24 protein-coding genes are annotated in these 24904 nt (G+C 66.3%); 5 read left to right on the top strand and 19 right to left on the bottom strand.

The window, feature by feature from the left end; all coding sequences use genetic code 11:
- Nucleotides 1–3 precede the first annotated feature (3 nt).
- The 4 genes from tldD to FHS79_RS05260 form a co-directional block, all read right to left on the bottom strand.
- Nucleotides 4–1440 carry a metalloprotease TldD gene (gene tldD / locus FHS79_RS05275; RefSeq protein ID WP_184196454.1) on the bottom strand — a complete coding sequence of 479 codons (1437 nt, stop codon included), beginning with the start codon at nucleotides 1438–1440 and terminating at the stop codon, nucleotides 4–6.
- Nucleotides 1441–1560: 120 nt separating this feature from the next.
- On the bottom strand, nucleotides 1561–2625 hold the full coding sequence (locus FHS79_RS05270; protein WP_184196451.1) for a PEP-CTERM sorting domain-containing protein: 1065 nt from the start codon (nucleotides 2623–2625) through the stop codon (nucleotides 1561–1563).
- 305 nt (nucleotides 2626–2930) lie between these two features.
- Nucleotides 2931–3845: a hypothetical protein gene (locus tag FHS79_RS05265; RefSeq protein ID WP_184196449.1), complete on the bottom strand. Its 915-nt coding sequence runs from the start codon at nucleotides 3843–3845 to the stop codon at nucleotides 2931–2933.
- Nucleotides 3842–4033: a zinc-finger domain-containing protein gene (locus FHS79_RS05260; RefSeq protein ID WP_184196448.1), complete on the bottom strand. Its 192-nt coding sequence runs from the start codon at nucleotides 4031–4033 to the stop codon at nucleotides 3842–3844. The genes FHS79_RS05265 and FHS79_RS05260 overlap by 4 nt, the downstream gene beginning before the upstream one ends.
- A gap of 269 nt (nucleotides 4034–4302) precedes the next feature.
- Here FHS79_RS05260 and FHS79_RS05255 point away from each other — a divergent pair, with 269 nt between their 5' ends.
- Both FHS79_RS05255 and FHS79_RS05250 read left to right on the top strand, forming a co-directional pair.
- Complete coding sequence (locus tag FHS79_RS05255) at nucleotides 4303–6597, top strand: TonB-dependent receptor (RefSeq protein ID WP_243452673.1); 2295 nt, start codon at nucleotides 4303–4305, stop codon at nucleotides 6595–6597.
- Between the two features lie 190 nt (nucleotides 6598–6787).
- A complete protein-coding gene (locus FHS79_RS05250; protein WP_184196446.1) occupies nucleotides 6788–7138 on the top strand; it encodes a YciI family protein in 351 nt (116 codons plus the stop codon).
- A gap of 1 nt (nucleotide 7139) precedes the next feature.
- Here FHS79_RS05250 and FHS79_RS05245 read toward each other — a convergent pair whose 3' ends face one another.
- Together FHS79_RS05245 and mgtE are read right to left on the bottom strand one after the other, a co-directional pair.
- On the bottom strand, nucleotides 7140–7559 hold the full coding sequence (locus FHS79_RS05245; protein ID WP_341534415.1) for a DUF1489 family protein: 420 nt from the start codon (nucleotides 7557–7559) through the stop codon (nucleotides 7140–7142).
- Nucleotides 7552–8958: a magnesium transporter gene (gene mgtE / locus FHS79_RS05240; protein ID WP_184196442.1), complete on the bottom strand. Its 1407-nt coding sequence runs from the start codon at nucleotides 8956–8958 to the stop codon at nucleotides 7552–7554. The genes FHS79_RS05245 and mgtE overlap by 8 nt, the downstream gene beginning before the upstream one ends.
- Nucleotides 8959–9045: 87 nt before the next feature.
- Here mgtE and FHS79_RS05235 point away from each other — a divergent pair, with 87 nt between their 5' ends.
- Complete coding sequence (locus FHS79_RS05235) at nucleotides 9046–9414, top strand: hypothetical protein (RefSeq protein ID WP_184196440.1); 369 nt, start codon at nucleotides 9046–9048, stop codon at nucleotides 9412–9414.
- Here the strand turns inward: FHS79_RS05235 and FHS79_RS05230 are convergent.
- Nucleotides 9411–10739 carry a dicarboxylate/amino acid:cation symporter gene (locus FHS79_RS05230; protein ID WP_341534418.1) on the bottom strand — a complete coding sequence of 443 codons (1329 nt, stop codon included), beginning with the start codon at nucleotides 10737–10739 and terminating at the stop codon, nucleotides 9411–9413. The genes FHS79_RS05235 and FHS79_RS05230 overlap by 4 nt on opposite strands.
- Nucleotides 10740–10850: 111 nt before the next feature.
- Between FHS79_RS05230 and FHS79_RS05225 the strand changes: the two genes are divergently transcribed.
- The gene (locus FHS79_RS05225; protein WP_184196438.1) at nucleotides 10851–11933 is read left to right on the top strand and encodes an acyltransferase family protein; all 1083 of its coding nucleotides are present in this window, start codon (nucleotides 10851–10853) and stop codon (nucleotides 11931–11933) included.
- Here FHS79_RS05225 and queA read toward each other — a convergent pair.
- Nucleotides 11925–12947 (bottom strand): tRNA preQ1(34) S-adenosylmethionine ribosyltransferase-isomerase QueA, encoded by a 1023-nt coding sequence (queA, locus tag FHS79_RS05220; protein WP_184196435.1) that lies wholly within the window; start codon nucleotides 12945–12947, stop codon nucleotides 11925–11927. The two genes, FHS79_RS05225 and queA, sit on opposite strands and share 9 nt — an antisense overlap.
- A 205-nt stretch (nucleotides 12948–13152) precedes the next feature.
- Between queA and FHS79_RS05215 the strand changes: the two genes are divergently transcribed.
- Nucleotides 13153–13626 (top strand): BLUF domain-containing protein, encoded by a 474-nt coding sequence (locus FHS79_RS05215; RefSeq protein WP_184196432.1) that lies wholly within the window; start codon nucleotides 13153–13155, stop codon nucleotides 13624–13626.
- 115 nt (nucleotides 13627–13741) lie between these two features.
- Here the strand turns inward: FHS79_RS05215 and FHS79_RS05210 are convergent, their stop codons facing one another.
- From FHS79_RS05210 to FHS79_RS05160, 11 genes are all read right to left on the bottom strand, one after another.
- Entirely contained in the window at nucleotides 13742–15460 is a 1719-nt protein-coding gene (locus FHS79_RS05210; RefSeq protein ID WP_184196429.1) for a flotillin family protein, read from the bottom strand.
- Nucleotides 15460–16092: an OB-fold-containig protein gene (locus FHS79_RS05205; protein WP_184196426.1), complete on the bottom strand. Its 633-nt coding sequence runs from the start codon at nucleotides 16090–16092 to the stop codon at nucleotides 15460–15462. The genes FHS79_RS05210 and FHS79_RS05205 overlap by 1 nt, the downstream gene beginning before the upstream one ends.
- Before the next feature lie 77 nt (nucleotides 16093–16169).
- Nucleotides 16170–16877 carry a peptidylprolyl isomerase gene (locus FHS79_RS05200; RefSeq protein WP_243452672.1) on the bottom strand — a complete coding sequence of 236 codons (708 nt, stop codon included), beginning with the start codon at nucleotides 16875–16877 and terminating at the stop codon, nucleotides 16170–16172.
- Nucleotides 16874–17377: a pantetheine-phosphate adenylyltransferase gene (coaD, locus tag FHS79_RS05195; RefSeq protein ID WP_184196423.1), complete on the bottom strand. Its 504-nt coding sequence runs from the start codon at nucleotides 17375–17377 to the stop codon at nucleotides 16874–16876. Before coaD ends, FHS79_RS05200 begins: the two co-directional genes overlap by 4 nt.
- A gap of 1 nt (nucleotide 17378) precedes the next feature.
- Nucleotides 17379–18278 (bottom strand): polyprenyl synthetase family protein, encoded by a 900-nt coding sequence (locus FHS79_RS05190; RefSeq protein ID WP_184196420.1) that lies wholly within the window; start codon nucleotides 18276–18278, stop codon nucleotides 17379–17381.
- 4 nt (nucleotides 18279–18282) lie between these two features.
- Complete coding sequence (locus tag FHS79_RS05185; protein WP_184196417.1) at nucleotides 18283–18552, bottom strand: exodeoxyribonuclease VII small subunit; 270 nt, start codon at nucleotides 18550–18552, stop codon at nucleotides 18283–18285.
- 79 nt (nucleotides 18553–18631) lie between these two features.
- Complete coding sequence (locus tag FHS79_RS05180; protein ID WP_243452671.1) at nucleotides 18632–19534, bottom strand: alpha/beta hydrolase; 903 nt, start codon at nucleotides 19532–19534, stop codon at nucleotides 18632–18634.
- On the bottom strand, nucleotides 19485–20981 hold the full coding sequence (locus tag FHS79_RS05175) for a TolC family protein (protein WP_184196528.1): 1497 nt from the start codon (nucleotides 20979–20981) through the stop codon (nucleotides 19485–19487). Before FHS79_RS05175 ends, FHS79_RS05180 begins: the two co-directional genes overlap by 50 nt.
- The gene (locus FHS79_RS05170; RefSeq protein ID WP_184196415.1) at nucleotides 20971–22083 is read right to left on the bottom strand and encodes an efflux RND transporter periplasmic adaptor subunit; all 1113 of its coding nucleotides are present in this window, start codon (nucleotides 22081–22083) and stop codon (nucleotides 20971–20973) included. The genes FHS79_RS05175 and FHS79_RS05170 overlap by 11 nt, the downstream gene beginning before the upstream one ends.
- On the bottom strand, nucleotides 22080–23783 hold the full coding sequence (locus FHS79_RS05165; RefSeq protein ID WP_184196412.1) for an ATP-binding cassette domain-containing protein: 1704 nt from the start codon (nucleotides 23781–23783) through the stop codon (nucleotides 22080–22082). The genes FHS79_RS05170 and FHS79_RS05165 overlap by 4 nt, the downstream gene beginning before the upstream one ends.
- 126 nt (nucleotides 23784–23909) lie before the next feature.
- Nucleotides 23910–24830 (bottom strand): right-handed parallel beta-helix repeat-containing protein, encoded by a 921-nt coding sequence (locus FHS79_RS05160; RefSeq protein WP_184196410.1) that lies wholly within the window; start codon nucleotides 24828–24830, stop codon nucleotides 23910–23912.
- Between the last annotated feature and the right edge of the window lie 74 nt (nucleotides 24831–24904).

The following is a 24904-nucleotide window of genomic DNA, read 5'->3' as shown; positions in this document are numbered from 1 at the left end:
GGCTCAAGCTGCCGTGCCCCCCACGGTCAGCCCTTCGACCAGCAGCGTCGGCTGGCCCACACCGGCAGGAACGCTCTGCCCGCCCTTGCCGCACATGCCCACGCCCTCGTCGAGCGCCAGGTCATTGCCGATCGCCTTCACCCGCGTCAGCACATCGGGGCCGTTGCCGATCAGCGTCGCCCCCTTCACCGGTGCCCCCAGCCTGCCGTTCTCGATCTTGTATGCCTCGGTGCACGAAAACACGAACTTGCCGCTAGTGATATCCACCTGCCCGCCGCCGAAGCTCTTGGCATAAATGCCGCTCTTCACCCCGCGCAAAATCTCGCCCGGGTCCTCGGTGTCACCCATCATGAAGGTGTTGGTCATCCGCGGCATCGGCGCATGGGCAAAGCTCTCGCGCCGGCCATTGCCCGTCGGCGCCACGCCCATCAGCCGCGCGTTCAGCCGGTCCTGCATATACCCTTTCAGGATGCCGTCCTCGATGAGCACTGTCCGCTCGGTCGGCGTGCCCTCGTCGTCGATGGTCAGCGAGCCACGGCGGTTGTCGATGCTGCCATCGTCCACAACCGTCACGCCAGGTGCTGCCACCCGCTCGCCCACCCGGCCCGAAAAGGCGCTGGTGCCCTTGCGGTTGAAATCACCCTCCAGCCCATGCCCCACCGCCTCGTGGAGCAGGATGCCCGGCCAGCCCGGCCCGAGCACGACCGTCATCTCGCCCGCCGGCGCATCAACGCTCTCCAGGTTCACCAGCGCATTGGCGAGGGCGATGTCGATCGCCTCGTTCCACTTGCCCGGCTCGAAAAGCGCATCGTAGAGATAGCGACCGCCCATCCCATGCACGCCGGTCTCGCGGCGGCCGTTCTGTTCGGCAACAATCTGCACGTTCAGCCGCACCAGCGGCCGGATATCGCGCAGCCGCTGCCCATCGGCACGCACGATCTCGACCACCGACCAACTGCCGATCAGGCTTGCCGAAACCTGCACCACCCGCGGGTCGCGCGCCCGCGCCGCCGCGTCGATCGTCTGCATCAGCGCCACCTTGCGGGCGAAATCCACACCATCGAGCGGGTTGGCATCGGTGTAGCGCCGCGCATTGGTCCGCACCGGCGCGCCGCTCATCACCCCCGCATGGCCCGACTTCACCAGCCCCACCGTCTCCGCCGCCCGCCGGATCGCGGCATCGGACAGCTCATTGGCATGCGCGAACGCCGTCATCTCGCCCGCCACGCCGCGCAGGCCGAAGCCCTTCTGGCTGTCATAACTCGCCGACTTCAACCGCCCGTCATCGAAGCTGAACGATTCGGACACGGCATATTGCAGAAACAGTTCGCCGTCGTCGCAGCCATGCAGCGCATCGGCCACCAGCCGCTCGGTGCGGCCGGGGTCGAGCAGACCATCGCCATAGAAGTGCAGGGCAGGATCGGAGAGGAGACTGTTCATACCCCTGATATAGGCTCCAGCGCCCCGATCGCAATCCAGTCACCGAAGACAAATGCCGAGGCGCGACCTTCTGTGTCATCGCGTCAGGGCCCGTCACCGGCGTCCGATCCTGCCGCCAGGTCAGGCGATCGCCAGCCGCCGGCGCACCAGCAGCCCGGTCAAACCGAAGCCGATCAACAGTTGCACCCAGGTCAGCGGCTCGGGAACAGCCGCCTGCATGCCAGCACTGGCAAAGGCAGCACCGGCAAAGGCATCACCGGCAAAGGCAGCACTTGCAAAGGCAGCATCGGGCGCCTCGAAACCGGAGCGCGTCAGAAAGGCCGGACGCGGGCCGATGTCGTTGTTCTCGATCAGATTGTTGCTGCCACCGACAATGCTCATCCGCGTCACGAAACGGGCGCCCACGGCCGTGCGCAGCGTGTTGCGCGTGAAGATGCTGTCCACACAGGCGTAGCAGGCAATGCCCTGCGGGTGGCTGATCTCGGCGAAATTCCCCGACATCTGAATTCGCAGGCCGCCGCCGCGGTGCGGATCGAACGAGGTGAAGCCCTGGGTCGCACCATAGGCCGTGTTGTTCAATATGCGGATATCGGATTGTACCGGCTGCCCCGCAAGGCTCCACAGCTGCACGCAATCGGGGTGCGCGCCAGCTGATGGCCGTCCGCCCGTGCATGTATTGCGGCTCACCGTAACGGAATGGCTGTTGACGACGTTGAAGCCGTCGCTGGTCGACTTCGTCACCTGGTTCTGGCTGATCAACCCGTCACGAACCCCGCTGAAGCTGGCGCCTAGCCGCATCCCGGTGAACTGGCCACCGACCACGCTGGCACCAACGGTGTCGCGCACGAAGATGCCGCGCGCAGTCCCCTTGCCATTGCCGATAATAATGGGCCGAAGAAAATGGATTTCACTGCCGCGGTTTACAACAGCCGTCCCGCCGAACTGCCAATTCGCCTTGGAAGATCCGAACGTGCCACCAACAATGCGCAGATTGTGAACATCATCGATCTTGAGCCTGCCGGTGAACTTCGCGCTGGTGGCATCGATCGTCACCATCCTGGAGAAATTCCGGGCCCTGAGCGTGGTCGGACCGATCGTCCCGCGAAGGATGATCTTGTCGCCAGCCGCAGCCTGCTCAAAAACCGTGCGAAAATTCGCATTGGTCGCAGAATAGGTGGCCGCCATTGCCGAATACGGCAAGACTATAGATGCCGCAACTGCAGCAAGAATAAGTCGACTCATCACAATTCCCCAGAATTTGCGCAAAAACACATCGAACGGCGTCGTGTAACAGCAATTTCATTCGCACGAAACCGGTCGAACAATATGAATATTGCTGAAATCAACGACAATCCTGCTTTGGCCGTTGATCGGTGTTCTGGCAACGAGGCTGACGCGGTCGTTCGTTTGGCCGCACCGTTTCCGCGACGGACCGTTCACAACCTCGTTGAAATGATTTCGGACGCGCTTGCAGCGCTGCCGACGTCACCTCAGAACCGGCAAGCCAGCTCCCAGCTCTCACCCGGCCGATCGAGCGCGATTGTCGAGCAGCGATCGAGCGTGTCGCGTCCCACCAGCACCCAGGGTGACCGACCGCGCTTGCCCTTGCGGCTCGCGGTCACGGTGATCGCATCCTCGTCATCGGCCTCGGTCGAAGTGCCGGCGCGTGCCTCGGCGTCGATGCGCCTGGCTTCGGCTTCGGTGATCCGCACCGCGGCGTTGATGATCGGCAGGCCCATCAGCGTCGCCCCGTCGCGCGCCACCAGCCGCTGGAACGGCAGCGCCACACCGGGGAAGGGCCGCCACAGCCCCACCGCATTCACCCGCCGCACCATCCCGGCCGCAATCAGCGCTTCACCGGCGCGGGCGTTCAGAATCGTCTCGGGTGAATTGAGTTCGAGCGTCACCCGCACGTCCTGATCGCCAACTCGCGCTTCCATCGACGCCGAGCCCTTGCCGTCGCGCGGCAGCCGGTAGCTGCGCGCACCGGGCGCGTCGGCTCCAAGGCGGAACACCAGCCGATCGCCGCTCAGCGCCAGTGCCGACAATATGCCGTCCGCGTCGGTCGCGATCGGCTTGTCCACCCAGACCGTCGGCATCCGCCTCTGCTCATGGCCGCGCGGTGCCACCTTGACCAGGTTGAAGCGGACTGTCGCTTCGCCGGCAGGGAGCAGCGCATTCCTTATCTTCTGCTTGCCGAGCAGCGGGAATATCTTCAGCTTCGCGCGCTGCGCCGGCTCGAGATTGAGGATCAGCGCCGCATCGAAGCCCAACGCCAGCCGGGCGCGCATCGGAACGTCCTTCACCACGACGTCGGCATAGGGCTGGGCGCCCGGCGGCACCATGATATCGGCCGCCTGCGCCGATGAAGACAGCAGCATCGCCGCCGTCAGCACCGCCCTCAATGCGCGTCCCCGGCGACAGTGCCGGCTGCCAGCACGAACCGCCGATCGCAATAAGGGCAGTCGACATAGCCCTTCGCGTCCATCTGCATCCACACGCGCGGATGCCCATCGCCACCGCGCTCGTCGCCATCGCAGAACAGCCGCGAAGCGTTGGTGACAATTGTCTCGGGCGGCGGGATCACATCCATGCAAATCCCCTATCAACACGGCACGTCCGAGTCACGCGCCGCAGCAGCACGGCCGAACTGTCGCAGCGCAGCATTGCAACAAAGCTGCAATGCAACTGCCACGGTCCTGCAACCAAGTTCGTGCAACCGCCCCCTCATCCCGGCAAGCATGCCGGCCAACAGGGGGTTCCTCACTCATGCGTTCCATCTTCCTTGCGTCGGCGATGCTGCTTGCGCAGCCTGCGTTGGCCCAACCTGCGTTGGCCCAAGCTGCATTGGCCCAGCCTGCATTGGCCCAGCCTGCGCCGCAGCAAACCGCGCAAGCAGCGCCCGACACCGCAAACGATGGCCTCGCCGATGAAATCGTCATCACCGCGCAAAAGATCGAGCAGCGCCTTGTCGATGTGCCCGTCACCGTCACCGCCTATTCCGGCCGCACGCTTCGCGAGCTCGGCGTCACCCAGTTCGATCAGCTCTCGGCCTATGTCCCCGGCCTCAACGTGCAGGAACAATCCCCCAACAACCCCGGCTTCGTCATCCGCGGCATCACCTCGGACAGCGGCTCCTCGCAGGGCTCGCCCGCCGTCACTGTCTATCTCAACGGCATCGATGTCAGCCGTTCGCGCGGCAGCTATTTCGATCTCTACGATCTGGAGCGCGTCGAAGTCGTCAAGGGCCCGCAGTCGACGCTGTTCGGCACAGCCGCCGCCATCGGCGTCGTCTCGGTCATCACCAACAAGGCCCGTCCCGGCACCTCGGGGGAGCTGCGCGCCGCCTATGGCAATTTCAACCAGCGCCGCCTCGATGGCTTCGTCAACTTCGGCAACGACACGATTGCACTTCGCGTCGCGGGTGCCGTGAAGCTCCGCAACGGCGTCGTCCCCAACATCGCCGGCCAGCCGGGCTCGCAGACTCCGAACGGCCCGCGCCAGCGTGACCTGAACGGCCAGGACCAATATGGCGCCCGCGTCTCGCTGCGCTACACCCCCACCGATGCCTTCACCCTCGATGTGGTCGGCACCTATGATGGCCAGCGCGCACCGGGCACGGCCTTCACCAGCGGCACCTTTGCCCCCACCGGCGGCAACACCTCGCCCTACACCTTCGTCGAGGTCGCCGGCTCGCCGCGCACCGTCGAAGCACTCGGTGATGAGCTCGGCCTCGTCCGCAACGTCTATGATGTCAACGCCACCGCCACCTACAACACCGATGGCCCGTTCAGCTTCACGACCGTCGCCGGCTATCGCAACTTCGATTCGAACGAAGTCTTCGATGCCGATGGCACCCAGGCCTGGTATCTCGAATTCGGCGAGGATGCCCGCGGCGAGCAGATCAGCGCCGAAGGTCGCATCAACTACACCACCACCAACTTCCGCGCTTTCGGCGGCATGAACTATTTCTGGGAAAAGGGCTTCCAGCGCGTTCCGTTCAGCTCGGAGGAAGGCACCTTCCTCCAGTGCGCCGCCAACCTGATCCCCGGCCTTGGCTGCATCAACAACGCCACCGGCGTCGTCACCGCCGCCCAGGCCACCGCCCTGCTCACCGGCGGTCGCTTCACCACCCTGCCCTACAGCGCCGTGCTGTTCCAGAACGAGGCCGAAATCGACGCGCTGTCGTTCTTCGGCGATGCCACCTGGGTGCCCGTCGATGCGCTCGAGCTGAGCGTGGGCGGCCGCTACCTGATCGAAGGCCGGGACAGTGGCTTCTCGAGCAACATTCCCAACACCGTCATCACCGGCACGACGCTCATCCCCGGCGGCACGAGCACCGGCGGCGTGGTGCTGCGCAGTGCGGGGAGCAACAACGCCTTCCTGCCGCGCGCCAACATCCTGTTCCGCGCCACCGACAACATCAACCTCTACGCCACCTGGTCGAAGGGCCGCCGCTCGCCGGTCGTCAACCTCGGTGCGCGCCGCGTGAACGGCCAGGTCGTCAACAACGAGACGCTGATCGCCGCGGAAAAGACCACCAACTACGAAATCGGCGTCAAGGGCAACTTCGGCGCGGTCAACTTCAACCTCGGCGCCTATCTGCTCAAGTATCGCAACTTCCAGGTCAGCGTGCGCGAGGAGGGCAGCCCCATCACCACCACCCAGAGCGCCGGCAGCGCCACCAACAAGGGCATCGAAGCCGAGATCACCGCAGCGCTGGGAGACAATCTGAGCGTCTTCGCGAACGGCGCCTATATCGATGCCAAGGTCGATGACGATCCACGCTTCGTGGCCTTCTCGGGCGATCGCTTCCGCCTGCAATCGAAGTTCCAGTTCGCCGCTGGTGGCACCCTCACCCTGCCGCTCTCCGAGCAGGTCGAGTTCTACGCCACGCCCACCGTCACCCACCGCTCGAGCCTGTTCTTCGAGCTGCCCAACAACCCGGTCACCAGCCAGGGCCCCGTCACCCTCGTCAACCTGCGCGCCGGCTTCCAGCACCCCGAAGGCCGCTGGCAGATCACCGGCTTCGCCACAAACCTCACCGACAAGAAATATCTGCTCGATGCCGGCAACACCGGCGGCTCCTTCGGCATCCCCACCTTCATCCGCGGCCTGCCGCGGTTGTTCGGGGTGGAGGCGTTGTATCGGTTTTAGCGCAGCGCGGGCGAAGCGCAGCGCGGCGCGCGTTTAGCGCAAGCTAAACGCCGACTCGCGCAAGCTCGGCCAGCGAGGCGGACAGCTTCGCTGGCCGAACTCGTCTGACGTCAGGACGCGGCTTTGCCGCGGCCCTCTTGCTCTTCTTCCACGACCGCCACACACTCCCGCCACCAGCCGGAGCCCACCCATGCGCGTGATGGTCCTCGTCAAAGCCACCCCCGCCAGCGAAACCGAGTCGATGGACCCCAGCTGGGCCGCGCAGATGATGGCCGCCATGGACCGCTACAACGCCGATCTCCGCGCCGCCGGCATCCTCGTCATGGCCGAAGGCCTCAAGCCCAGCGCCCACGGCCAGCGCGTCACGATCGACGGGGACAGCCGCACGATCGTCGAAGGCCCCTTCCCCGATCCGGAAACCCTCGTCGCCGGCTTCTGGATCTGGGAGGTGGAGACCATGGAAGAAGCCATGGCATGGGCCATGCGCTGCCCCAACCCGATGCCGACGAGCAGCCAGATCGAAGTCCGCCCCTTCTACTGAATCAGATCAGCCAGAGCGACTGCAACTCGCGCACCATCCCCAGCGGCAGCGCGTCGTCATCCCCCGCCGCCCCCAGGTCGGGCGGCGCATCGGCCGCCGCCAGATACCGCCACCCCTGATGCGCCTTCTTCGGCACCGGCTGCACCGCGATCGGGCCGGGTGCCAGCCCGATCCGGCACTTCGTCCCCCAGGGCGTTTCCACCATCGCGAGCGACAGGATCGGCTGCCGCGCCACGATCCGGTGCTTGATGATCCAGAACAGCGACCCCCCGGCCAGCTCCTCGGCACGTGTCGGCATGTAGCGCGTCAGGCTCGCCGCTTCGGCGCCCCAGCGCTCGCCCTGCAACCGCGCCAGCGTCTCCACATCCGCGCAACCCACGGCAACCTTGGTCAGATGCAGCATCGGACCCGGATCACCCAAGGTATTCCACGCCCACCAGCGTCGCCAGGCCCAGAAACAGGAAGAAGCCCATCGAATCGGTGATCATCGTCACGAACACGCTCGAGGCCACTGCCGGATCGGCATCGAAGCGCTCGAGCGTCAACGGCACCATCACCCCCGCCAGCCCCGCAATCACGATGTTGAACAGCATCGCGAACGCAATCACCCCGCCCAGCACGGCATTGCCGAAAAACGCCGTCGTCCCCATCGCCATCAGCGCCGCCAGCGTCAGCCCGTTGAGCAGCGCCACCCTGATCTCGCGCCAGATCGTGCGCCGCGTGTTCGCCTCGGTCAGCTGGTTGGTCGCAAGGGCGCGCACCGTCACCGCCATCGTCTGGTTGCCGGCATTGCCCCCCACGCTCGCCACGATCGGAGACAGCGCCGCCAGCGCCACCAGCGCCTCGATCGAATCCGAAAACAGCCCGATGATCGTCGCCGAGATGATACCCGTCGCCAAATTGGTCACCAGCCAGCGCGAGCGCGTGCGATAGGTGGAGAACACCGGCTCGTTGATATCGCCATCGCCGGCACCCGAAAGCTTGAGCACATCCTCGCCCGCTTCCTGCTGGATGATGTGCACCACGTCATCGACGGTGATCACGCCCACCAGCCGGCCGCCGCCATCGACCACGGCGGCCGAAATCAGCGCGTACTTCTGGAACTGCAGCGCCACCTCTTCCTGGTCCATGTCGACCGGGATGAGCGTCTGCTCGCGCTGCATGATATCGGCGACGGCAATCTCGGGCGGCGTCGTCAGCAGCCACGAAAGCCGGATCGTCCCCACCGGCCGCCGTGCCGGATCGACAACGAAAATCTCCCAGAAGTCGGTCGCCGGGTCGGTCACCGCGCGCACATGCGCCACCACCTCGGCAATGCTCATCGTCTCGGGCACCGCCACCAGCTCGCGCTGCATCAGCCGCCCGGCCGATTCCTCGGGAAAGGTGAGCGCCGCTTCGATATCGGCACGGTCGGCCGGCGCCAGCGCATCGAGCACCTCGCGCTGCTCATCGGCCTCCATGTCCTCGATGATCGCGACCGCATCATCGGTGTCGAGCCGCGTCATCACCTCGGCAACTTCGCGCGCACTCATCTCCGCGAGCACATCGTCGCGCACATAATCATCGAGCTCGGCAATCACCGCCGCATCGAGCGCATCGCCGATCGCCATCGCCAGCAGCCCGCGCGTCGTCTCGGGCACCAGCGCAAACAGATCGGCGATATCGGCCGGGTGCAGCGGTGCCACCAGGGCGCGCGCACCTTCAAAGTCCTCGGCCTCGATGGCGGCGACCACCGAGCCGACAAAGCTGCCGCTCAGCCGCCCCTCCTCAAGGGCATCGCGTGGGCTCTCCGCCTCGTTCATGATCTGCGGATCCGCCATGGCGCCTGCATAGCCCGCGTGCCCCGCCGCCGCCACCCTTCCCCACCACCTGCGGCCCCGCTACACTGGCCCGCAGGGGGAACCACCATGACCGCCATCGCCCTTGTCGCCCTGCTGTTCTGCGGCACCGCCATGCTCGGCGGCTGGCTGGCCTTCCAGTTCTGGACCGGCGGCAAACCCTTCAGGGGCGCCAGCGCCGTCCACCTCATCATCGGCGCCGCCGGCCTCGAAGGGCTGGCCCTGCTGCTCCGCGGCGCGCCCGATGGCACTCGCGCCCCGCTCGGCGACCTTGGCCCCTATGCCGGCTTCGGCCTCGCCATCGCCTTCATGTCGGGCCTGTTCATTCCCCTCATCGCCAAGCCCCGCCCGGGTGCCGCCACACCCGCCATCATCGCCCACGCCAGCATCGCCACCATCGGGCTCGGCGCGCTGCTCATCTGGCTCATCCGCGCCTAATCGGGGTCGGCTTCCGGTCCTGGCACCGCCACCTGCATGCCGAAATTCCGTGCCTTGAACACATTGTCGAACGCCGCCTCGTCCACCGCTCCCTCCCAGCGCGACACCACGATCGTCGCCACCGCATTGCCGATGAAGTTGGTCAACGCCCGGCATTCGGACATGAAGCGGTCGATCCCCAGAATGAGTGCCATCCCCGCAATCGGCACGCTCGGCACGATCGACAGCGTCGCCGCCAGCGTGATGAACCCCGCCCCGGTCACCCCCGCCGCCCCCTTGGAACTGAGCATCGCCACGCCGAGCAGCAGCAGCTGGTCGCCCAGGCTCAGGTCGATGTCGGTCGCCTGCGCGATGAAGAGTGCGGCCAGCGTCATGTAGATATTGGTCCCATCCAGGTTGAACGAATAGCCCGTCGGCACCACCAGCCCCACGATCGGCCTGGGACAACCGGCGCGCTCCATCTTCTCCATCAAGCTTGGCAGCGCGGATTCGGAGCTCGAAGTCCCCAGAACCAGCAAAAGCTCGGCCTTCAGATAGGCAATGAGCGTGAAGATCGAAAACCCCGCCAGCCGCGCCACCACCCCCAGCACCACGATCACGAACAGCAGCGACGTCAGGTAGAAGGTGCCCACCAGCATCGCCAGATTGGCGATAGACCCCAAGCCGTAGCGGCCGATGGTGAAGGCAAACGCCCCGAACGCGCCGATGGGGGCGGCGCGCATGAAGATCGCCACCAGCCGGAAGAATCCCGCCCCCGCCGCCTCGAGCAGTCGCACCAGTGGTGCCGCCGGCGCTCCCACCGAGGCCAGCGCCACCCCGAAGCTGATCGCGAAAAACAGCACCTGCAGCAGATTGCCATCGGCAAAGGCACCGATGATCGTCTCGGGGATGATGCCCATCAGGAAGTTCGTGATCGTCTGGTCCTTGGCCTGGGCGGCATAGTCATCGACCGCCGCCGTCTCCAGCGTCGCCGGGTCGATATGCATTCCGCTCCCAGGCTGCACGACATTGGCGACCACCAGCCCGACGATGAGCGCAATCGTCGAGAAGAACAGGAAATAGCCAAAGGCCTTGCCCGCCACCCGGCCCACCGACCCCAGGTCGCGCATGCCGGCGATGCCCGTCACGATGGTGAGGAAGATCACCGGTGCGATGATCATCTTCACCAACCGGATGAAGGCATCGCCCAGCGGCTTCAGCGCCACCCCGGTCTCGGGGGCGAAATGCCCGATCAGGCCCCCGGCCACGATCGCCACCAGCACCTGCACATAAAGCTGCGCGTAAAGCGGCCGCCGCCTGGGCGCCGTTGCCGCTGATACCGTGATGCCGATGACCGATCTCCCCGCAATCGCGGCACATTGCTGGCGTTACAGTCGCCCCGCAAGGCCCCAGCCTTTGGCCGATTGCCATCGCAAACCGGCATGGTAGGAAACGCCATGCACGAACCCGCTGTCCAGCCAGAGTCGTCGCAGGCGCCGTCCACCCATTACCACCTCATCGATCTGCTCCGCGGCCTTGCAGCGCTCGCCATATTGTTCTGGCACTATCAGCACTTCAGCCTCACCGGTCCAACCGACGTCGTTTCGCCCGCAGAGCTTGCGCGCCAGCCGCTCGCCGGGGTGTTCGGGCCGCTCTATGTCCATGGCCATCTGGCAGTCCAGTTCTTCTGGCTGATTTCGGGCTTCGTCTTCGCCACCGTCTATGCGCATCGCGACACCTCGACCCGGGCGTTCGCGCTGGCGCGCTTTGCCCGGCTCTACCCGCTGCACCTCATCACGCTGCTGGTCGTCACCGGGCTGCAGGCGGTCAGCGTCGATACCACCGGCCAGTTCCAGATCTACGGCAACAACGATCTCCGGCATTTCCTGCTCAACCTCGGCTTCGTCTCGGCCTGGGGGCTGGAGCGAGGCTATTCCTTCAACGCTCCGATCTGGTCGGTTTCCATCGAGCTGCTCGTCTATGCGCTGTTCTGGGCCATCCGCCGGCCGCTGTTCCGCCTGGGCCTGCTCGGCCCGGCTGTCCTCACCGCCGTCTTCCTGCTCGGCGTCACCCTGAAAGCCGGCGGGCCCTTCTGGGCGTGCGGGCTCTTCTTCTTCGCGGGCTGCACCGTCAGCGTCTTCCACACATCGCATCCCGGCTGGAAACAGCCCGCAGTCGCCGTCCTCGCCGCCGTAGTGGCGCTCATGCTGGCACAGCGCCTGCCGGCCCAGGCCATCGCCGCGGCCATGGCCGCAAGCCTCATCCTCGCCGCCTGGGCCGAACAGTTCGTCAACCGCGGCACCCACAGCTTTCCCCGCGGCCTCGGCTGGATCGGGGACAACACCTACAGCCTTTATCTCTGGCACATCCCCGTCCAGATCGTCCTGCTGCTGGCCATCTCCGACAAGGCAGTGTTCGCCACCCCGGCGTTTCTCATCGCCTGGCTCGTCGGCATGATGGCGCTCTCCCGCGCCTCCTTCCTCTTCATCGAAAGCCCGCTGCGCCGTCGCATCACTGCCCGTTGGTCCGCCTCAGGGTAACAGCAGCGACCCATCCCCATAGCTGTAAAACCGATACCCGTGCTCGATCGCATGCGCATAGGCCACCCGCATTACCTCGGTGCTCATCAGCGCGCTCACCAGCATGAACAACGTCGATTTCGGCAAATGGAAATTCGTCACCAGCCCGTCCACCGCGCCAAAGCGATAGCCCGGCGTGATGAAGATGGCGGTATCCCCCGAAAACGCCCCGATCCGCCCGCCCTCTACCGCCGATTCCAGCACCCGCAGCGAGGTCGTCCCCACCGCCACCACCCGGCCACCGGCCGCCCGCGCCGCATTCAGCCGCGCCGCCACATCGCCCGGCACCTCGCCCCATTCGCTGTGCATCACATGGTCTTCGGTCCGCTCGGCCTTCACCGGCAAAAACGTCCCCGCCCCCACATGCAGCGTCACCACCTCGCGCCCCACACCGCGCGCCGCCAGCGCCGCCCAGAGTTCGGGCGTGAAGTGCAGCCCCGCGGTGGGCGCCGCCACCGCGCCGTCCTTCGCCGCATGCAGCGTCTGGTAATCCTCGGCATCGCGGTCATCGACCGCGCGCTTCGAGGCGATATACGGCGGCAGCGGCATCACCCCCGCCGCCATCATCGCCGCCTCAACGCCATTATCGGCCTCGAAGCGCCACAGCACCGCCCCCTCGGCGCCCATCTCCTCCACCACGCCAAACAGTCCGGACCCGAAATCCACCCGGTCCGCCACCGCAAGCCGCCGCACATTCTTTACAAACGCCCACCAGCGCGCCGCCCCCTCGCGCTTGTGCAGCGTCACTCCCACCGTCGCCTCCCCCCGCCGCCCCCTGAACTGCGCCGGGATCACCCGCGTATCATTCACCACCAGCACATCACCCGGCTGCAACCTCGCCGGCAGATCGCGCATCACAAGGTCGGCAAGCCCGCTGTCGCGCACTTCGAGCATCCGCGCCGAATCCCGGGGCGATACGGGCCGCAATGCAATCCGTTCGGCCGGCAGTTCAAAGTCGAAATCACTCACAAGCATGGCGCGGCTCTACGGTGAAATTTCACGAACGAAAATGCGAAAAAACAAAGCAAAACGACGGAGCCCATGCCGCCCCGGCGCCGTTGCTGCCGCTCGGCCCAAACCAGCCACGGATGCGACGCCAACGCTTCCTTACCCAGACAAGAGATATGCGCTACTTTACGAAACCGTCGGATTGTTCGGCACCTGCAAGGCGAGATGAACCATGTTCGACGAGTTCGGTTTTCCAGGCGACGTCCACCTGCTCGAGGCAGCGCCCATTCTTGCCACCTTTGTCTATTGCAGCCGGGCCGCCGAAGGCGTCGACGACGCCGCGGTGGACCACATCATCGAATGGTCGCAGCGCCGTAACACCTCTCGCGATATCACCGGGGTTCTGGTGTTCGGCAGTGGCGTCTTTTTCCAATGGATCGAGGGGCCACCGGTCCAGGTCGAAAAGTTGATCGCAAGCCTGCATGGTGATTCGCGCCATCATGATGTCGTCGCGCTGGACCGGAGCGTGGAAAAGCGCGATCGCCTGTATCCGGACTGGCAAATGGAGCGGGTTGGAGCAGAGGACATTCGCACGGTGCTGCAGGACGCACTCGAAAGCAGCGAAGACAAGAGCAGCATCGCTGCTCTGCAACGAATCCTGCAGCACCTCGATTCAGGTTCGCTCGCTACAATCGGGCGGGTCTGATCCGGTCAGCAAGCCCGGGCCCTGAACTGCTCAATCTCGAAGACAGTCCATCTGCAGACCTGGTAGCGCTTCAGCACTTTCTGCTCGCGCCTGGCCAGAACATGAGGGCGAAAGGTCACGTGGAGCGCGTCTCCGGCGCAGTCACCCCCGGCCCAGTCACCCCCGGCGCAATCACCCCCGGCTCAGTCACCCCCGGCCCCGCCAGCCCCAGCGCCTTGCCGTCCAGTCCCAGCTCGCGCAGCAGATTGTCCACGATCGGCGCCTGCGCCCGGTAGCGCAGCGCCGCCGTCATCGCCGCATCGGCCAGATTGCCATCGCCAGCACCAGCACTGCCTGCGCCACCACCCCCGCCGCCGCCGCCAAGCCCTTCCACCTGCACGATCCTGATGCTGTCGATCGCCTCCATCGGCTTCGCCGCCTCACGGATGATCTCCGGCAGCACCTTCAGCAGTGCCAGCTTGGTCTGCATCGAAACCTGCTCGTCCGAAAGCAGGTTGGCGGCTTCGTTCAGCGCCTTTTGCCCCTGCGCATCCACCTCGAAGCGCGCTCGAATGCCCTCGGCGGTCAGCTTCGCCGCCTCGGCCTGGCCTTCGGCCTCCAGCCGCACCGCCTCGGCGCGGTTGCCCGCCGCCGCCTTCTCGGCCTCCGCCGCCACCTTGATGCCGATCGCCATGCGCTCGGCTTCCTTGGCCGCCTCGATCAGCTCGATCAGCTTGGCACGCTCGGCAATCTCGTTCTCGCGCGCCGTCACCACTCGCTCCTCGGCTGCCACAGCCTCGGCGCGCGCCTTGTCGGCCTCGGCCTTGGCCTGGCTCTCCTCGCGGCTCTTGTTCTGCACCGCAATCTGGCTTTCCTGCCGCGCGATCGCCACCGATTGCTCCTGCGCAATCCGCGCCTGCGCCACCGCCCGGTCGGCTTCGATCTGCGCGCCGTCCACCATCTGCTTGGCGCCGATCTTCGCCTGCTCGGCCTCGCGGCCCCGTTCCGCCTGCTGCTGCGCAATCTCCGCCGATTGCGCCGCCCGGCGGATCTGCAGTTCGCGCTCCTGTTCTATCCGCGCAAACTCGGTCTCGCGCTGCAAATTCAGCCGCTCGCGCTCGGCCTCGAGGTTCTTTGTCTCGATCTGCACCCTTGTGTCCTGTTCGATGTCGTTGCGCGTCTTGCGGCGCAGCTCGATCTGCTCGGTCAATTTGGTCAGCCCCTCGGCATCGAAGGCATTGTTGGCGTTGAAATGCTCGATCGACGTCTGGTCGAGCCCGGTCAGGGATACGCTTTCCAGCTCCAGCCCATTCATCGAAAGATCGGCCGAAGAAACCTGCTGCACCTTCTGCACAAAGTCCGAGCGCTGCTCGTGCAGCTGGTTCATCGTCATCCCCGCCGCCACCGAGCGTAGTGCATCGACAAATTTGCCCTCGATCAACTCCTTCAGCGCTTCGGGGCGCATCGTCCGGTTGCCCAGCGTCTGCGCTGCCGTGGCAATGCTCGCCATGTCGGGCTTCACCCGCACATAGAATTCCGCCTTCACATCGATCCGCATCCGGTCCGAAGTGATGAGCGCATCGGAATTGCGCCGCTCCACCGGCAGCCGCACGGTGTTCATGTTCACCGGCATCGTCTCGTGGAGCACCGGCAGCACCAGCGCACCACCATTGATCACCACCTTCTCGCCACCGAAGCCCGTGCGCACGAAGCCGATCTCCTTCGATGCCCGCCGGTAGAGCCGCGCCACGATCAGCCCCAACACCAGCAGCGTGACCAGAATCACCAGCCCGCCACCGCCGAGCAGGATCAGCGCATCACCGCCGCCATCATTCACAGGCACCAGATCGTTCATCAGCCATTCCTCGCTTCGCCAAAGGGATCAGGGTCGACTTCCACCACGCGGAACACATCGCCCTCGCGCGCCACCAGCAGCAGTTCGGCGCGCTCGTCATGCTCGCCCGCCGCCGCCGGCTCCACCATCACGAAATGCGCCTGGCCATGCGCATCGGTCACGCGCGCCCGCGCCGGGCTGCCCGGCCGCGCCACGCCAACAACAATTCGCGCCCGGCGCCCGACAAGGCTTTCGAGGGCCACCGCGGTCGTCTCGTCACGCGGCAGGATCGGTGCGAGCAGCCGCCCCGCCAGTCGCGTGCCCGGCAGCGCCAGCACCGCCGCCGCCGGCACCGCCGCCACCCATGGCAGCACACCATCCGCCAGCGCCAGCGCCGCCTGCTGCAACGCCAGCCCGACCATCCCGAACACCGCCAGAAACACCACGAGCAGCATCAGCAGCGGCAACCGACCCGCATTCAGCCAATCGAGCCCGCCGCCCATCGCATCGGCATCGGCATCGGCATCAAGGCCGATCGCCTGCACCGCACCGACGGCAATCATTGCCACCAGCGCCAGGCTGAAGGCAACAACATCGCCATCGAGCAGAAAATCGAGCATCAGCACCCCTAGCGCCGATACAATAACAACCATCAGCCTGCCGGCAACCGAAACCGGCCGCGCAGTAACGCCGCAATCAAACTTGCAATATCACACCGGCAAAACGCGGCTCAACGCTCCGGCGGCACACCCGCGACAATCGCCGGAATCGGCGTGGACGGCTCCGCGGCCGGCGGCGGCGGCGGCGGCGGCGGCGGCGGCAGCGGCAGCTTGTCGCTCGCAAGCGAGGCCTTCACAATGCGCGTGGGGTTTTCCGGCGGCTCGCCCTTCTCGATGGCATCGACCCACTTCATGCCCTCGATCACCCGGCCCCAGATCGTGTAATTGCGGTCGAGCTTCATCACCGGCTGGAAGACGATATAGAACTGGCTGTTGGCGCTGTTCTTGTCCTGCGCCCGCGCCATCGCCACGGCACCTCGCACATGCGGCAGCTCGTTGAATTCCTCCTCGATGTCGGGAAGCTCGGAGCCACCGGTGCCGGAGCCCGTCGGGTCCCCGCCCTGCGCCATGAATCCGTCGATCACCCGGTGGAACACCGTCCCGTCATAAAAGCCCTGTCCCACCAGCGTCTTTATCCGCTCGATATGCTTGGGTGCCGCATCGGGCCGCATCGCGATCCGCACCCGGCCGCCATTCGAAAGGTCGAGCACGAGCACATTGGCTTCATCCACCTGTGCCAGCATGCCTGCAATGTTCGTCGGCGCCGTGATCTTGGGCAGCTTGGCCGGCGCTTTCAGGTCGGCCGGGTTGGGCTTCTGCGCCATGGCAGGGCCCGCCAGCACAAATGCCGCCAGAATGATCATTGCCTTGCGCATCATTCGCTACCCTTGCGTCCAATAACGTCGACGCGCGCGCGCACCTCGGCGGCCACCGCCGGGCTCACGAACTTGCCGATCTCGCCACCATAGATCGCAATTTCCTTGACCAGACGTGAAGCGATCGGCTGCAATGCCACATCCGCCATCAGAAACACCGTCTCGATCGCATTGTTCAGCTGCTGGTTCATGCCGGCCATCTGGAACTCATACTCGAAATCCGCCACCGCACGAAGGCCTCGCACGATCATGCTCGCCCCCTGCCGCTCGGCAAAGGTCATCAGCAGCGCATCGAACGCCACCACCTCCACGCCCGGAATATCCGCGGTCTCGCGCAAGATCTGCGCCTTGCGCTCTTCCAGCGTGAACATCGGCGATTTGGAGGGGTTGGTCGCCACGCCGATCACCAGCCGGTCGACCAGCTTGGCGCCGCGGCGGATGATGTCCATATGCCCGAGCGTCACGGGATCGAAGGTGCCGGGATAGACGCCGATGCGCGCCACCTCAGCGGTCCCGCTCGATGGCGAAGCGCGCGATGGCGCGCAGCAGATCGGCTTCCTGCCCGAAGCTCGCCAGATGCAGTATCGCCTGGTCGATGAGCATCTGCGCCTGCGTCCGCGCCCGCTCCAGCCCGAGCAGGGACACGAAGGTCGCCTTGCCGGCCTCCTCGTCCTTGCGAAGCGCCTTGCCGGCGGCGGCCTCGGTGCCCTCGACGTCGAGCAGGTCATCGGCAATCTGGAACGCCAGCCCCAGGTCGCGCGCATAGCCCCTCAGCGGCGTGCGCTGGCCATCGGCAATGCCACCCATGATGCCGCCCGCTTCGAGGCAGAAGCCGATCAGCGCCCCGGTCTTCAGCTGCTGCAGCCGCGTCACCGCGCCCAGATCATAGAGCGCATCGCCCGCAACAAGGTCCATCATCTGCCCGCCGGCCATGCCCATCGGCCCCGAAGCCGCCGACAGCGCCTGGATCAGCTCGAGCCGAACGAACGGATCCTCATGCGTCGCCGCATCGGCGAGGATGTCATACGCCAGATCATGCAGCGAATCACCGGCCAGCACCGCAGTCGCTTCGTCGAACGCCTTGTGCACCGTCGGCTTGCCGCGGCGCATGTCGTCATCGTCCATGCACGGCAGGTCGTCGTGGATCAGGCTGTAGACATGGATGCACTCGATCGCCATCGCCACCCGAAGGGCGCGCTCGCGGTCGACATGGAACAGGTCGCACGCCGCCACCACCAGCAGCGGCCGCATCCGCTTGCCGCCGCCGATCGCGGCATGCCGCATCGCCTCGAACAACCGCGCCCGGCTGTCCTCGGGCACCGGCAACAGCCGGTCGAAGCGCTGGTCGATCGCCTTGCCGATCGCGTCGAGCGCCGGTTTCAGCGTAAGCGAAGCCCCGGGCATCGTCTCAGCCACCGCCTGCCGGCGCATCGAACGCGCGCGTGCCGCTGGCCTCGCCGGAATCGCTCGCCACAATCGCCTCGATCCGTGCATTCGCCTGCGCCAGCTTGGCCTCGCAATGCGCCTTCAGCGCCTGCCCCTGCGCATAAAGCGCAATCGAATCCTCGAGGCTCGCCGCCCCGCTCTCCAGGCTGTGCACGATAGCCTCAAGCCGCTTCAGCGCGTCCTCGAAACTCAGGGTGCCCAAACTCTGGGCAGAAAGCGGTTCATCGGTCATGCCCGGTTTCTGGACGGGCCACCCCCAGCGGTCAAGCCCGGCAGCGGTCCAGCGCGCCAAATCGTGCGGAGGATCAGCATTATACCCGCGCCGCCAGAAACGCCGCGGCATCCGCCAGCACCGGCGCCCGGCCCCGGAACGGCTTCGAAAGCGCCAGCACGATGCCGACATGCCCCAGCCCGTCGTAGAACCTCGTTTCGGCCACCGAGCCCGCCGCCTGCAGCGCCGCCGCCAGGTTCCGCGCATTGTGCGGCAGCACCGTGTCGTCATCCAGCCCCTGCAGCAGCAGCACCGGCGGCCGCCCCGGCCCGGCAAAGCTGATCGGCTGCGTCGTCTTCAAGTCGCGCAGATGGCCGAAGGCGCGGTCGGCCGCACCATTGGGTTCGAACGGCAGAAAATCATACGGCCCCGCCAGCCCGACCGCCGCCTTGATCGGCGAGGCATCCCCCAGCCAGCGCCGGTCCAGCGCCAGCATCAGCGCGATATGACCCCCGGCACTGTGCCCCATCACCGCGATCCGCGCCGGGTCGCCGCCATGCTGCCCGATGTTGGCCGCCGCCCAGCGCACCGCCGCCGCCCCGTCCTCGACAAAATCCGGAAACGCATGCGCCGGCACCAGCCGATAGTCCGGCACCACCACGACATACCCGCGCGATGCCAGCGCGCGCGCCGCAAAGCCATAGTCCTGCCGCCGCCCCGAGGCCCAGCTGCCGCCATAGAAGAACACCACCACCGGATGCGGACCGGCAGCCTCGGGCGCATAGACATCGAGCGCCTGGCGCGGGTCCCCACCGAAGAAGATGTCGCGCCCGGTCTGCCGTGTGTCCCCGTCCCCCGGCGTCACCGCGTTGAGCCCGTTGAGCGCCTCGAACCGCGTGCACCCGGCCAGCGGCAGCGCAGCCGCCCCCAGGAACACCGCCCGGCGGCTGACCCTAAAGCCCGAGCGCATCGAGATCGGCCGTGACAGAGGCAAGTTCGGCATTGGCACTCACCTGTCTGATGATCGCATCGAGCGCGCGCACCTGCGCATCGGCGGCAGCTTCCTCACGCACGTTCACAAGAAAAAAGTCGGACGCGCCAGCCGAAAAGCGCCGCCGCTCCGCCACCGCCATGTCGAGCGCCCGCGCCTGCTCGTCGGCCGCCAGCGTCCGCAACCGCTGCGTCGCTTCCACTGCCACCGCGAGCTGTGCCACCTGGGCGTTGATCTGGTCCTCGAGCAGCCGACGGCGCTGGCGCTGCGCCTCGATCTCGGCATTGGTCTGCGCCAGCCGGCCGCGCGCCGCACCCTGCTGCAGCGGCAGCGTGAAGCTGAAGCCCAGCTTGCCCTCGGTCGGCGTCCTCGACGATCCGCCGCGCCCCTCCGGCCCGAGGTCGCGGCTGGCCTCCACCCTGAAGTCGAACTTCGGCAGAAAATTGTTGCGGTCGAGCGCCAGCCGGCTGCTCGACTGGCGGATGCGGATGTCGAGCATCCGCACATCGGGCCGCGCCGCCGCAATCGCCGCCGGGTCGAGCCCCGCCGCACCGCGCATCGGCAGCGGCGGCATGCTGTCCGGCAGACGCTCGGTGCCGACGATGATCGGCCGGCCATCGGCATCGCGCACATAGAGCGACAGCGTCGTTGCCGCCTGCGCCAGCGCCTGCTCGGATTGCACCACCAGCGTCTGGCGGCGCAGGATGTTCTGCTCGTTCTCGGTCAGCAGGATCCGCGGCCGCGCCCCTTCCTCCACCTGCCGCCGGAAGCCCGCTTGCCGCTCCTGCGCCAGCGCCAGCAGGTCGCGATACACGTTGAGCCGCAGCCCGCTCGCCACCCAGTTGATATAGGCCGAGAGCGCTGCCTGCTGCACACCGATGGCGATCATCAGCCGGTCCGCCTCGGCAATCGCCACATCGGCCTCGGCAAAGCTCCGCGCAAAACGCCGCTCGTCGATCGCCCGGTCGCGCAGCAGTGCAAACACCGCCCCCGCCTTCACCTCGCCGGCGCGGTTGGTGAAATACTCGTCCTCGTAGATCGGGAAGCGCCCCGAAGAGACACGGTAGCCACCATAGGCATAGCCGCCGTTGTCGGGCAGCGGCCGCGTGATCGTGGCGCTGGCAATCTGCCCGTCGTAAAACCCTGCCACGCGCGAGGTCGCATCGGCACTGAACACCGTGTCGAACGCCGCCTGCGCGCTCAGCACCCTGCCTTCGGCACCCCGCACCCGCGCCAGCGCCTCGAGCACCTGCGGCGCATGGAAGCGCGCCGAAGCCAGCACCTCCGCAAGCGTCAGCACCCCGGTCCTCGGCGCTGCCGCCAGCGCCGGCGCCGACGAGAGTGCAGCCGCCGGCGACGCCGGCAAAACTGCAGCCGCCGGCGGCGCCGGCTGGGCTACAGCCGATGTTCCGATCGCGAGTGCCAGCACCAATGCCTGCAACAAGGCCTTATCCGGCATTGCCACCCGCCGCCCGACCGCTCCCGCTCCCGCTCCCGCCACCCGGCGGCGAACCACCCGCAGCGCTCCCCGCCTCACTGCCCGATGTGAACTGCAGCGGGAAGTCGTTGAGCAGCCGCCACCATTCGAACCACACCTTCACCGTGTTCATCAGCACCCAGCCACGCACCGCAGCCCCCAGCCGCACCTGCGGCTCCCCGGGCCAGGGATCCCGGTCCGGGCTTTCCACCACCAGGATCCGGAACAGCCCGTTGGGTGACGCCGACACATCCACCGCCTTCACCTCGCCGTCGAAAAGCCCCTTCGCCACCGACGGCCAGCCTGAAAACTGGATCGCCGGCCAGCCCTCGAATTCCAGCCGCACCCGCCGTCCCGGGTGGATCAGCGGAACATCGCGGCCATCGACATACAGCTCGACCACCCGCTCGGTCTGCTCGGGCACGAAGGTCGCCAGCACATCGCCCGTGCTCACCACCGTCGCCGTGTCGATTGCCGACACGCGCATGATCCGCCCGGCCCGCGGCGCCGTCACCAGCTGCTGGGATTGGCGCCGGATGCCGGTATCGATCTTGTTGATCTCGGCCTCGCTGCCCGCGATCCGGCCCCGAAATTCGGCGACCTTGATCTGCGCCAGCTCCAGGTCGCGCCGCGCTGCCAGCCCCTCGTCGAAAAGCGTCCGTGTCCGCGCCACATCGAGCTCGGCGGTCCGCATCGCCGCGCGCGTCGCCTCGATCTCGGCCAGCCGCTGCCCGCGTTCCCCTTGCAGCCGCTCGAGCAGCTGCGGGTCCATGTCCACCACCCGCGCAATCGGGTCGCCCAACTCGACATAATCGCCATCGGTCACATACCAGCGGTCAAGCCGCCCGGGCACCATCGCGGTGATGTTGGTCTGCCGCGCCGCCGGGTCGCGCGCAATCACCGTCCCGCTGCCCGGTGCCGTCTGCACCCAGGGGGTGAAGGCCGCAAACAGGATGACGAACAGGATGCCCAGCCCCACCATCCAGCCGGTGGCGCGCAGCACGCGCGGCGGATTGATCGAAGCGAGCGTGGGAAACGACTGCGGGTCGGGCCGCAGCGCGTCGGTCACGATCGTTGTGCTCATTGCGTGTCCCCGCTGCGCAGCGCGTCGAACTGCTCCCAGTCGCCAACGATCTGCTGGTCCTGGCAGCCGATCCACAGATAGCCGTCGAGCCTGATCGCCTCGGGGCGGTTGCTGAAATACAGCACCGTTGTTTCCTTGCCATCGAAGTGCGCAAACACCTGGTCGAGCCAGCGCACCGGCACCGTATCGTAAAGCGGCGACAGCACCAGCACCTTGGGCCGCGCCAGCACGGCGGCCGCCAGCTTCACCTGCATCGTCTTGGCTACCGACAGCGGATAGCCCGTGAAGCTCATCCGCGTCTGCAGCCCATCCTGAAGCATCGAGATCCGGTCTTCCAGCCCCACCAGTCGAAGTGCGGCCAGCATCTCGGCCGGGTCGGAATCGGGGTCGGCCAGCTTCAGATAGTCCTCGATCGTGGTTTCCACGATGTTCGGGCGGTCGAGCACGGTGATGTCCGAGCGCAGCAGCAGCACATCGAGGCTGCCGATATCGACATCGCCGATCGCGATCAGCCCTGAATCGGGCTTCACCTGCCGCTTGAGCATGTTGGCGATGCGTCGCTCCATGCTCGGCACCCCCTGCGCCACTAGCCGCATGCCGCTGGGAATGCTGAAGTCGAGCAGGCACGGCCCCGTCGGCAGGTCGGTCACGACCCGCGCAAACACCAGCTCGCCAGATCGAACCGGGTCGACGAGCCGGCGTGTCGGCTTTCCGACCATCACCTTGCCCCCCGGCCGCGTCTCCTGCGGAATGCTGTAGAGCAGCGACAGCTCCTCGACTGTGGCCACCAGCTTGTAGAAATCATCGAGATAACCCGCCAGCTGCGAAATCCCGAGGAACACGCCCGACAGGATCAGCTCCGCCGCCACCAGCTGGCCGATAGAGATCTGCTGCTGGATCACCAGCCATCCCCCCAGCGCCAGCAACCCTGCCGACGCTGCCGCATAGAGGAAGTAGAGCGCCACCGTCTGCGGCAGCGTATAGCCATAGTGCCGGGCATGCGCTTTCACATAGCTCGCCGCCGCCGCCTCGGAGCGGTCGATGGCATAGGTGCGATGGTCCGCCGACTTGTAGAAGCCATCGGACGCACCAACGCTCTCCAGCCATTCTGAAGCGCCATATTTCTCATGGCTGAGCGCCATCGAGGATATCATGGCGCCGCGCCCCCACACCCAGAAGGCCAGCACCACCAGCAATACCACCACAACATTGAAGGCGAGAAACACCGGATGGTAGAAGCTCGTCACGATGAAGCCGACAAGCGCCTGCAGGATCAGCGTCAAGGCGCCGATCAGCAGCGTCGGCACCGCCTTCTGCACCGAGACGATCTCGAAAAAGCGGTTGAACAGCGAAATCCGCTGGCTGTCGGCAAAGTCGGGATTGGCGGCATTGATCGCGCGCAGCGTGATGTCGGCCACCAGCCGCGCCCCGAAACGGCGCCGGAACAGCTCCATCAGATGGTTGCGCAGCACCGCCAGCAGCGCCGACAGGCCCAGCAGGAAAAACAGCACGAACGCCAGCGTGAACAGCGGCACCGGCAGCGCCGTATTGGCCACCGAGTTGATCAGCACCTGCACCGATACCGGCGTCGCCAGCGAAAGCAGGCTGATGCCGAGCCCGTAGATGATCGCCAGCCAGAAGAAATTCTTCTCCGGCCCCAGCACCGGCCCGAACCAGGCAAATACCTCGCGAAGTGTCATCAACGGGGCATTTGAGGCGGCCATTGGTTTCCCGACTGAACTGGTTGTGAATTCCACGGCCTATGGTGGGAACCGATGTTCCATCCCGCAAGGCCCCACCCGCGATATTTTATTTCACAGCATCGGTCAGCCCTTCGGCGCAGGCGCGCGCACGGGCCGCGGTCCATTGCTGTTGTCCGCCACCACGCAATCGGTGCAGCGGATCACGCGCACGATCACCCGGTGTTTCGCCCCGGTATAGGGCCGCGCGACATTGCCCGTGATCTCGCAATCGCGGCAATCATAGATCGAAATGCCATGCGGAAAGCTCACTTCCGCGCGGTTGTCGATGAACCTGATCCGATCGAACCCCGTCTGCCCCTTTTTCGGATGGTTGAACCCGGCAAAGCCCTGCGTCCGCCCCCGTGCCAGGCTGTCGCGCACCGTGATGTCCGCCGTCGCCCCGCTCGGCGGGCTCCACAATTGCACGCAATCGGGGTGCGCACCGGGTGACGGATCGAAGTCATGGCACTCGATCCGCTCCACCAGCACCCGCTGTGCCGCCGCGATGTTGATGCCATCGCTGGACATCCGCTCGAAGCGCAGGTCGCGCGCCACCACATCTGTCGAATGCGAGATGATCAGCCCCTTGCGCGCATCATGGAACAGCCCGTCCCGAAACTCGACATGGCTCGAGCCCTTGATCATCGCGCCATAGCCCGTCTGCAGATCGCCACCCCCGGCGGAAGGAATGCTTCGCTTGCCGTCCGCATCGTACCGCGTCATCTCGGCGGAAGCGCCGCCATCGGGTGCAGCAGCGCGGGTGCCGCCGAACTGCCCGCCCACCACATCGATGCCCGAGGAGTCGATCAGGAACAGCCGCATCCTGGCATCCCCGGCTTCCAGCGTCAGCCGCGGCTGGAAGCGCTTGTCCTTGATCGTCACCCGGCCATAATCGCCCGGTGCAAAGCGCACGACATCGCCGGCGGCCGCCTTTCCGAGCTCGCGGGTCGCCGTTTCCGGCGTTGCCAACAGCACTGCGGCTGCAAGCATGGCGGCGATCGACATGGAATGATCCTCTCTTGCGCGCCCCCGGAACCACCGGAGATAGCCGGAACACCCCGATGTTTCAATGCAGACAC

The organism is Polymorphobacter multimanifer, assembly GCF_014205635.1.
Classification (GTDB): Bacteria; Pseudomonadota; Alphaproteobacteria; order Sphingomonadales; family Sphingomonadaceae; genus Sandarakinorhabdus; species Sandarakinorhabdus multimanifer.
The sequence above is the reverse complement of the archived record's forward strand: the minus strand, read 5'-3'. Positions and strand labels throughout refer to the sequence as shown.

Excerpts from the sequence above, each read along its gene's own strand:
- tldD (WP_184196454.1), bottom strand. The coding sequence starts at position 1,440 with ATGAACAGTCTCCTCTCCGATCCTGCCCTGCACTTCTATGGCGATGGT.
- FHS79_RS05270 (WP_184196451.1), bottom strand. The coding sequence starts at position 2,625 with ATGGCGGCCACCTATTCTGCGACCAATGCGAATTTTCGCACGGTTTTT.
- FHS79_RS05260 (WP_184196448.1), bottom strand. The coding sequence starts at position 4,033 with ATGGATGTGATCCCGCCGCCCGAGACAATTGTCACCAACGCTTCGCGG.
- FHS79_RS05250 (WP_184196446.1), top strand. The coding sequence starts at position 6,788 with ATGCGCGTGATGGTCCTCGTCAAAGCCACCCCCGCCAGCGAAACCGAG.
- mgtE (WP_184196442.1), bottom strand. The coding sequence starts at position 8,958 with ATGGCGGATCCGCAGATCATGAACGAGGCGGAGAGCCCACGCGATGCC.
- FHS79_RS05235 (WP_184196440.1), top strand. The coding sequence starts at position 9,046 with ATGACCGCCATCGCCCTTGTCGCCCTGCTGTTCTGCGGCACCGCCATG.
- FHS79_RS05225 (WP_184196438.1), top strand. The coding sequence starts at position 10,851 with ATGCACGAACCCGCTGTCCAGCCAGAGTCGTCGCAGGCGCCGTCCACC.
- queA (WP_184196435.1), bottom strand. The coding sequence starts at position 12,947 with ATGCTTGTGAGTGATTTCGACTTTGAACTGCCGGCCGAACGGATTGCA.
- FHS79_RS05215 (WP_184196432.1), top strand. The coding sequence starts at position 13,153 with ATGTTCGACGAGTTCGGTTTTCCAGGCGACGTCCACCTGCTCGAGGCA.
- FHS79_RS05210 (WP_184196429.1), bottom strand. The coding sequence starts at position 15,460 with ATGAACGATCTGGTGCCTGTGAATGATGGCGGCGGTGATGCGCTGATC.
- FHS79_RS05205 (WP_184196426.1), bottom strand. The coding sequence starts at position 16,092 with ATGGTTGTTATTGTATCGGCGCTAGGGGTGCTGATGCTCGATTTTCTG.
- FHS79_RS05200 (WP_243452672.1), bottom strand. The coding sequence starts at position 16,877 with ATGATGCGCAAGGCAATGATCATTCTGGCGGCATTTGTGCTGGCGGGC.
- FHS79_RS05190 (WP_184196420.1), bottom strand. The coding sequence starts at position 18,278 with ATGCCCGGGGCTTCGCTTACGCTGAAACCGGCGCTCGACGCGATCGGC.
- FHS79_RS05185 (WP_184196417.1), bottom strand. The coding sequence starts at position 18,552 with ATGACCGATGAACCGCTTTCTGCCCAGAGTTTGGGCACCCTGAGTTTC.
- FHS79_RS05180 (WP_243452671.1), bottom strand. The coding sequence starts at position 19,534 with ATGCCGAACTTGCCTCTGTCACGGCCGATCTCGATGCGCTCGGGCTTT.
- FHS79_RS05175 (WP_184196528.1), bottom strand. The coding sequence starts at position 20,981 with ATGCCGGATAAGGCCTTGTTGCAGGCATTGGTGCTGGCACTCGCGATC.
- FHS79_RS05170 (WP_184196415.1), bottom strand. The coding sequence starts at position 22,083 with ATGAGCACAACGATCGTGACCGACGCGCTGCGGCCCGACCCGCAGTCG.
- FHS79_RS05165 (WP_184196412.1), bottom strand. The coding sequence starts at position 23,783 with ATGACACTTCGCGAGGTATTTGCCTGGTTCGGGCCGGTGCTGGGGCCG.
- FHS79_RS05160 (WP_184196410.1), bottom strand. The coding sequence starts at position 24,830 with ATGTCGATCGCCGCCATGCTTGCAGCCGCAGTGCTGTTGGCAACGCCG.